Origin of the sequence: Thermoproteus sp. CP80 (assembly GCF_002077075.2) — an archaeon.
GTDB lineage: Archaea > Thermoproteota > Thermoprotei > Thermoproteales > Thermoproteaceae > Thermoproteus.
Genome location: NZ_LCWM02000046.1, coordinates 1 through 6,785, shown reverse-complemented (window position 1 = coordinate 6,785; position 6,785 = coordinate 1). Strand labels below are relative to the sequence as shown.

The window sequence follows — 6,785 nt, the reverse complement described above, 5'->3', positions numbered from 1 at the left end:
TCAGGACCATCGCCGGCAAGGCTCCGCTGACAGTCACAGTCGACAAGGCGGGGACCATGGGCAATTTCGTCTGGATAGGGGAGGACGACACCATATACAGAGCCGCATACCTCATGAGGAAACACCAGATCAGACACCTGGTGGTGCTGGACAGCAAAGGCGAGCTCGTTGGCGTACTTTCGATCAGAGACCTCATAGCGGAGGACAGAATAATGGAGAGCCTCTCTGCCGACAGAAGGCCGTCGACAAAAGAATAATTTTATATAATAGGGCCCGTTTTCAGGCTCCATGAACAGAATAGTTCCGGCCTTAGTAGCCGTAGCCGTCGTAATCGCCGTGGCCTTGATCCTTCTGTTGAGGACATCGTCGCCGCAATACCCAAAGACGCTCAACATCTCGGCCATAAGCTACCCAAACGGCGTCTATCTCTACGACGTATATGTCGGCGGCAACGAGATCCCCCTGGTCTACGTCCAGTACGGCCAGAGCGTTCTGCTCGTATCTGCGCGTAACGGAAGCGAGGCCTACCTCTTGCTGTCGCCGCAGAGGCTCAGCGAGCTGTACAGATCGGCTAACACCACCCTTACTTTGGTCAATTACCCAGAGCTTTTGGGATACACATGTTCTAACTTCACAATAGCCCAGACAATCGCCGGCGTGCCCGCCAGGGTATCCAACAGCGTATGTTCGCCGCAACAGTTCTCAACCTCGACCAACTTTATCCAAATAGTGTCGGCTCTGTCGCAGACGCCTCCGCCGGCGACGCTCACCTTTAGCGGCTCGGCGCCAACTCCATTCGGCGAGGCGGCTATCTATAAGAACTCCACGTCGATGGCGTATTTATTCTATACAATAAATATTACATATTATCTATATAAGTTAAACAATAATGTAGTATATAAATACAGTATAATTGTATCGGTGGGTCCCTCTACCTTCAACGTAACGTATTTGCTGAGGTCCGTGGGCGATGTGAACTCAACATATACCTCCATAATATCTAACCTCTCGGGCGAGATGCCCGTGAAGGACATGGGAGGCCTCACGTTGGTTGCGGCGGCCAAGAAAGTGGGCATGGTAGCCGCCGGCGGCAACACGACCGTATTGGCCTTCATGGGCCTTAACGACACGCAGTCGGCCCAATTCCTAGTTAACAACTATACGTTGCTTAGAGGCGTCGGCCTAGTCATACTGGACGCCCCCAACCAGCCGCTGAACTACGCGGAGAGGCTGAGGTGCCTCTACTCGTCCCTAGGGAACAAAAGCGCCATTGTGGACCTCCTGCGGGAGATATATGGCCGGTTGTTGAGCAACGCCTCGAACCCATATGGGGTTCTGCCCAACAGCACGTGCGCCGTGGATCTATCCTCCGAGTCGGCCCTCTTGAGCCTGGCGCTTGAGGGGGCCAACATGCAGCCTCAATCGGCGGCCCTCCCGGTGTTTGTGGTGGTATACCCCAACAGCTCCTACGTGGTGATCACCGGCTACAACCCCTCCGCCCTCGCGTCGGCTCTGGGTAGATGAAGTGCAGAGCCCTCGTGGCCGACATAGACGGCACGCTGACTCTCTCCAGGGACACCTACGAGCTCTCCCTAGAGGCGCTTACGGCTCTTAGAAGAATACGGCATTTGGGAGTTCGGGTCGCGCTTGCGACCGCCAACGGCCTTGACTACGCCCTGTCTATAGCGCGCTATCTGGGGGTCAACGCGGTGATAGCCGAGAACGGCTGTATGGTCAGCCTCGAGGGCAAGGTCCACGAGCTGTGCCAAGCCTTCCCCCGCCAGGAGGTGGTCGAGGCTGTCCTATCCACCGGCCTGGCTAGAGAGAGCGAGCAGAATAGGTGCAGAAAGTACGACCTGGCGTTCTACCCGACCGCTGAGCCGGACGCCGCCCTGTCGGCCGTGAGGTCGCGGCTAGGCGGCTCCTACAGGGTGGAGTACAGCGGCTATGCGATACACGTGAGGCCGCGAGGGGTCGATAAGGGCACCGGCCTGGCGTTTCTGTGCAAGGCGTGGGGGCTTCCGTGTGGCCTAGTGGCGGTTGTCGGCGACAGCGAGGTGGACGTCCCTATGTTGAGGCTCGGATGGGGTATAGCCGTAGGCAACGCCGATGAGGAGGCGAAAAGGGCCGCGCGGCTCACGGTCGAGGGGCCCAGCGGGCTCGGCTTCGCCGAGGCTGTGGATATAATCATAGATGGAGTTGCTTGTTCAGACTAAACGCAATGGATATAATCAACTGTTCCCCTACTTTGCGTGAGCTATCAGGTGGAGCTGGGGATACTTGGTAGCAACTTCGCGAGGCTTGCGCTCATGAACGCCGCGATAAAGCCTGATGCGAGGTTAGAGAGGCTCTACTCGATCTTGGCGCGCCTGGGGTATTTCGTCAAGAGGGGCGATATATACATAAGGACGGGCAAACTGCCTCCAGATAGGGGAGACCCCACAATAGCCAAGATAGTGGACGACGTAGTAGTGCCCCATCTGCTGGGCAATCCCATAAAGCCGAGCCCCGCCCTCATACATTCATTCACCTACATATTCCAGGGGATCAGGGTACGCATGGCCGCCGAGATTCTCCCGTGGGGAGGCCTCACCTTGGTGGCCGGATTCCTTCCCTGCGGCTTCTCGTCGGAGCTCTCGGCCCAAGCCGGCAGAGACCTCGTGATAGCTGACGACTTCCAGGACGTTTTGGATATAGAGAGCGAGAGGCTTTCCTATCTGCCAGTCATGGCCTCCCCCGTGTCGTCGTTCTTAGCGCCGGCGGTCTTCATAGCGCTGGAGCCCTCCACAGATATAGAGTTTGTCAAATCAAAATATGGTTCCTTTAATACTGTACTAGTATGTCACAGGAATATAAATTTTAGGCAACTAAAAAATTTGGGTGAGGAAGTTATATATGTCCATGTAAATGGTACGCTCGGCGAGCTTGCCTCGCTTGTCGACGAGGCGCTGGGCCTAGGGGCTCCGCCGACTTGCGACAGCGTCATGAAGGACGTGGGCGGGCAGATTATCCACGACGACGAGGACCTCTGCGTTATAAGTTCTCGATGATGGGCCTTATCAGCTCGTTGGGCGGATCCTTAATGGCGGATATGTAGTATATCTTGCCGGCCCCTATGGCTTGGGCCATCTCGTCGCCCTCTATAAGCGTCCCCACCTCCTCGGCTAGGTCCCTCTTGTTCCCTATCAGTATGACCTTTCGGAAGGGCTTCAGCCCCGCGTCGAGCAACGCGCTGTGGATATCGGCTATGGCCCTCAGCGACGAGGGGTCCGTCACGTCGTACATATAGGCGAGGAGGTCCACGTAGAACGACCACATCCTGCTGAAGTTAAGCGCCACCTCTCGCGCCAGCTGGCCGGGCACGTCGATGACATCCATCTCGTAGTCGCCGTAGTAATATCTGTAGATGCCGGGCCTCAAGGTCACCCTGGGCCTCAGCGAGAGGCCCAACAGCCTATATATGTAAGTGGTCTTGCCGACGCCTCCAACGCCGAGAACGGCCCATATCACCCGCTTCACAAATCCTCCAGCATTCTATCTACTAATAACTCTAACTTTCTAACTTCGGCCTCTATCTCCTTTACCCTCTCGTACAGAGGCTCGCCACGGCCTGTCAACAGCGCCGTCAAGATCTCCACGTCCCTCGTGCTCGCACTGCCTCTTCGCCACGGCCCGTCCGACGAAATAGACGGCATATCCGTACAGCAAGATTAAAACAGCTGCCGCGAAGTCGCCGACGTTTAGGTAGGGCAGCGGCCTGATCCTCAGGTATTCCAGAAGTAGCCCTCCGATATATAGATAGGCCACAAGGAGAGCGAATGAGAACAGCACGACGGCCAGAGCGCCCCTCATATGGCCAGCGAGGCCAGCGACGTTATGGCCGTCAGGACCACCAGCCGTCTAAAGATCTCGTACTCGCCCAGGGCGCCGTCTCCGACCAAGAGGCGCACTAGGCTTAGGATGCTGGAGTCGCAGTTCTGCGCCACCTTGCCTCCGATCAACACGGTCGGCCTGTCTATCTTGCTCCTGCCCCTGATGCCGCGCGCGGAGAATATTATGAGGATGCCGTTGACTATATACGGCATCGAGGCGAAGACGAGCTGGGGCACCATGTTGTAGAGAGCCGCCAGGGCCGCCGCCTCGGCGCCTAGGAAGTAGCTGCCCACGTTGCCGTTGAAGGCGCTGGCCGGATAGCGGTTGAAGACGAACAACGCTAGGGAGGCCGCCACATGCACCGAGAAGGCGTAGAAGGCCTCGGCGTCGCCCCTGAGGAGGGCCCCGGCGGCTAGAGATGCGCCTATTATCGCGTTGGACAGCGGGAGAAACCCGTTGACCGGATCCAGCATGTTGTAGGCGTTCGTCATAACGGGTATGGCGAGCACAGCGAGCCAGGCGGGGCTGTAGAACGTGCCCATGAAGGGCAGGGTCATGCGCAACTCTACGGCGAAATATAGGGCCGTAGCGGCCAGCAGAGGCACGGCGACCCTTATGAGCTCATTCACGTCATATATATCGTCGAGCAGCCCAACCAGCCCCACGACGCCCACCAAGGCGACCACGTACCACAGCCTAGGGTCGAGGAGGGACAGGATGGACAGCCCGACGACGCCGGCGACCATGGCCACGAGCCCCCCGGCCTTGGGCACGCCCTGCCTCCCCTTATATACGTCGACTGAGACCAAGCCTCTGGCGCTCTGGTAGCGCAGCCACGCGGGCCCTAGCGCCACGCCGGCCGCGAACGCGGCAACAACCGCGGCTATCTGGAGCATGGGCGAGAGGGAAAGAGGCTATATAGGTATTGCAAGCGGTCTTACCCCTCGGCTCGGAGATGGAGCTTAACGGCGGCTCGACATCTCCAGCTCCGACTGGTCCACATGGCCCGTAGCGCCGGCCGCGTGGCTCCATGAACCGGCCCGAGGGGCCCGTGAGGGCCGGGCTGAGGCGCCGGCGGGCCGCCCTAAAGGGGGCCTTTTGGGACGGGGAGGAGGTCAGAGGTAGCCCAGGAGTATCGGGAGGACCAATGTGGCGTCCGCCATGATGTGGACGGCCTTGGCGTTTCGTTTAACCTTGCCCCAGGTGATGGCCTCCTTGGGCCTCGCGCCGCTTAAGGAGCCGTCGTACTCAGTCGCCGTAGTTACATACACTACGTAGTCCAGTCCGCCCTTGAATTGGGCCCACCAGATCACGTGGTGCTTCGATATGCCGCCTCCCACTATAAGCGCGGCGAGGCTCCTGGCGGACGCCACGAGCTCCCTCAGCCTCTCCTCGTCTTTCAGCACGTCGATCACTACGCGTCTGCCGCCTCTCTTCACCCTCTGTACGTCGTTGTACGTGAGTATGGCCGTGCCGACAGCCCCGTCGGCTATGCCCGGCACGAACACTTCGACTCCGGCCCTGGCCGCGGCCCCTAGGATCGAGCCCTCGGGCATCAATCTTCCGAAGTGCCCGGCGAGCTCGTACGTGGCTATTCTCTCGGCGTCGAGCGAATCCAGCGCTCTAAATACGAAACGCTCGACGTAGGGGCCGTACTCATCCCTGCTGATGACCAAGTTGCCCAGCCTGTGGTAGCCCTTGTCGGCCAGATCCGCATCGTCCAGGTCGAAAGACGCCGGCAGATACCTGGCGCCCTCGGCCTTCGCTATATCGTGGTCGAGGGCCCCCGCCGTGGTCACAACGACGTTGAAGAGCCGCCTCCGGATCGCCTCGGCGATCGCCTCCCTGAGGCCTGTCGCCACGAGGTTGGCGGTGAAGGAGAAGAAGCGTAGATCGGCCCTCTCGACCGCCTCCTTCAAGACGTCGGCGGCCTCAGCCACGTGCAGGGCCTGAAATCCGCCGATTCTCCTATAGGCCTCTATAATCTCCCTCATCTAACTATCCTTATCTCCTCGACAAGGCCGGCGTCTAGAAGCTTCCTCAACGCGTTTCTAACCTCCCGCGGCGTCGTGTTGAGCTTCGCCGCTATATCCTCCACGGAGTTGTTGCCGTCAACCAGAGCCATGATCTGCCGAGTGAGCGGATCCTCGATGGAGGTAGTCTTGCCGGAGGGCACCGGTATCTCCTTCCCCGGGATCTTGTACAGATAGATCTTGTGGGACCGCCACTCCTCATACACCTCCTCGATCACCATAGGCCGCCATCCAGACACCTCGAAGTCGTGGCTGACCACCCTAGTCCCCGGCCTCAGCTCCTTCTCCAGCTTCGGCTTCAGCCGCTCGTTGACCGAGGTCAGCAGATACATGGTGACGACGTCGGCGTCCGAGATATCGGCGTCGAAGAAGTTGGTGTTCAATATCTTGGCCCGCCCCTCCAGGCCCAGATCCCTGATCTTGGCGGAGCTCTGTTCGTAGAGATCCTTCCGTATCTCTACGCCGTAGGCATACGCCCCGAACTCCTTGGCGGCCATGATCACTATCCTGCCGTCGCCGCTGCCCAGATCGTACAAGACCTCGCCGGGCTTCACCCTGGCCAGCTGCAGCATGCGCCTGACGACGACCTCAGGCGTCGGCACGAACGGAACGTCGTAGTACATATAGGTCAGGACAATATCCCCATTTAAATCTACCAATGGGGAGTCCCAAGGCCACGGAGCTGGCTCGCCCACGGGCTACGACGTCCCGACGGTAATAAGATTGATGCCGATGGTTGCCGCCATGCGCGTCGCGGCCCTCCGGTAAAACTTATATATCGCCTATAACACTAACGCCGTGCCTCACCGTAGTAGGCATAAGAGGGGTAGATCGTCCTCGACAAGGCCTCCGCACCCCACCGCCCCCAGCTGGATCCAA

The 6,785-nt window shown here is 58.9% G+C and carries 9 protein-coding genes; 4 read left to right on the top strand and 5 right to left on the bottom strand.

The features are described 5' to 3' along the window. The 4 genes from B7L68_RS07970 to B7L68_RS07955 all read left to right on the top strand — a co-directional run. Window positions 1-257 (top strand): CBS domain-containing protein (locus tag B7L68_RS07970; RefSeq protein WP_143615333.1); only part of this gene is annotated, 257 nt, incomplete at its 5' end. Between the two features lie 31 nt (window positions 258-288). Further along, window positions 289-1,524 carry a protein-disulfide isomerase gene (locus B7L68_RS07965; RefSeq protein ID WP_081247143.1) on the top strand — a complete coding sequence of 412 codons (1,236 nt, stop codon included), beginning with the start codon at window positions 289-291 and terminating at the stop codon, window positions 1,522-1,524. Then, window positions 1,521-2,216: an HAD-IIB family hydrolase gene (locus tag B7L68_RS07960; RefSeq protein ID WP_081247142.1), complete on the top strand. Its 696-nt coding sequence runs from the start codon at window positions 1,521-1,523 to the stop codon at window positions 2,214-2,216. Before B7L68_RS07965 ends, B7L68_RS07960 begins: the two co-directional genes overlap by 4 nt. Before the next feature lie 36 nt (window positions 2,217-2,252). Continuing rightward, complete coding sequence (locus tag B7L68_RS07955; RefSeq protein WP_081247141.1) at window positions 2,253-3,050, top strand: hypothetical protein; 798 nt, start codon at window positions 2,253-2,255, stop codon at window positions 3,048-3,050. Here the strand turns inward: B7L68_RS07955 and B7L68_RS07950 are convergent. From B7L68_RS07950 to B7L68_RS07930, 5 genes are all read right to left on the bottom strand, one after another. Beyond that, a complete protein-coding gene (locus tag B7L68_RS07950; protein WP_081247140.1) occupies window positions 3,034-3,519 on the bottom strand; it encodes a Rab family GTPase in 486 nt (161 codons plus the stop codon). The genes B7L68_RS07955 and B7L68_RS07950 overlap by 17 nt on opposite strands. A gap of 39 nt (window positions 3,520-3,558) precedes the next feature. Beyond that, window positions 3,559-3,852: a hypothetical protein gene (locus tag B7L68_RS08520; RefSeq protein ID WP_143615332.1), complete on the bottom strand. Its 294-nt coding sequence runs from the start codon at window positions 3,850-3,852 to the stop codon at window positions 3,559-3,561. After that, window positions 3,849-4,769 (bottom strand): UDP-N-acetylglucosamine--dolichyl-phosphate N-acetylglucosaminephosphotransferase, encoded by a 921-nt coding sequence (locus B7L68_RS07940; RefSeq protein WP_081247138.1) that lies wholly within the window; start codon window positions 4,767-4,769, stop codon window positions 3,849-3,851. The genes B7L68_RS08520 and B7L68_RS07940 overlap by 4 nt, the downstream gene beginning before the upstream one ends. Window positions 4,770-4,988: 219 nt before the next feature. Beyond that, window positions 4,989-5,867, bottom strand: a complete 879-nt coding sequence (locus B7L68_RS07935) for a deoxyhypusine synthase (RefSeq protein ID WP_081247137.1) — start codon at window positions 5,865-5,867, stop codon at window positions 4,989-4,991. After that, on the bottom strand, window positions 5,864-6,601 hold the full coding sequence (locus B7L68_RS07930; protein WP_081247136.1) for a class I SAM-dependent methyltransferase: 738 nt from the start codon (window positions 6,599-6,601) through the stop codon (window positions 5,864-5,866). Before B7L68_RS07930 ends, B7L68_RS07935 begins: the two co-directional genes overlap by 4 nt. Window positions 6,602-6,785 lie beyond the last annotated feature (184 nt).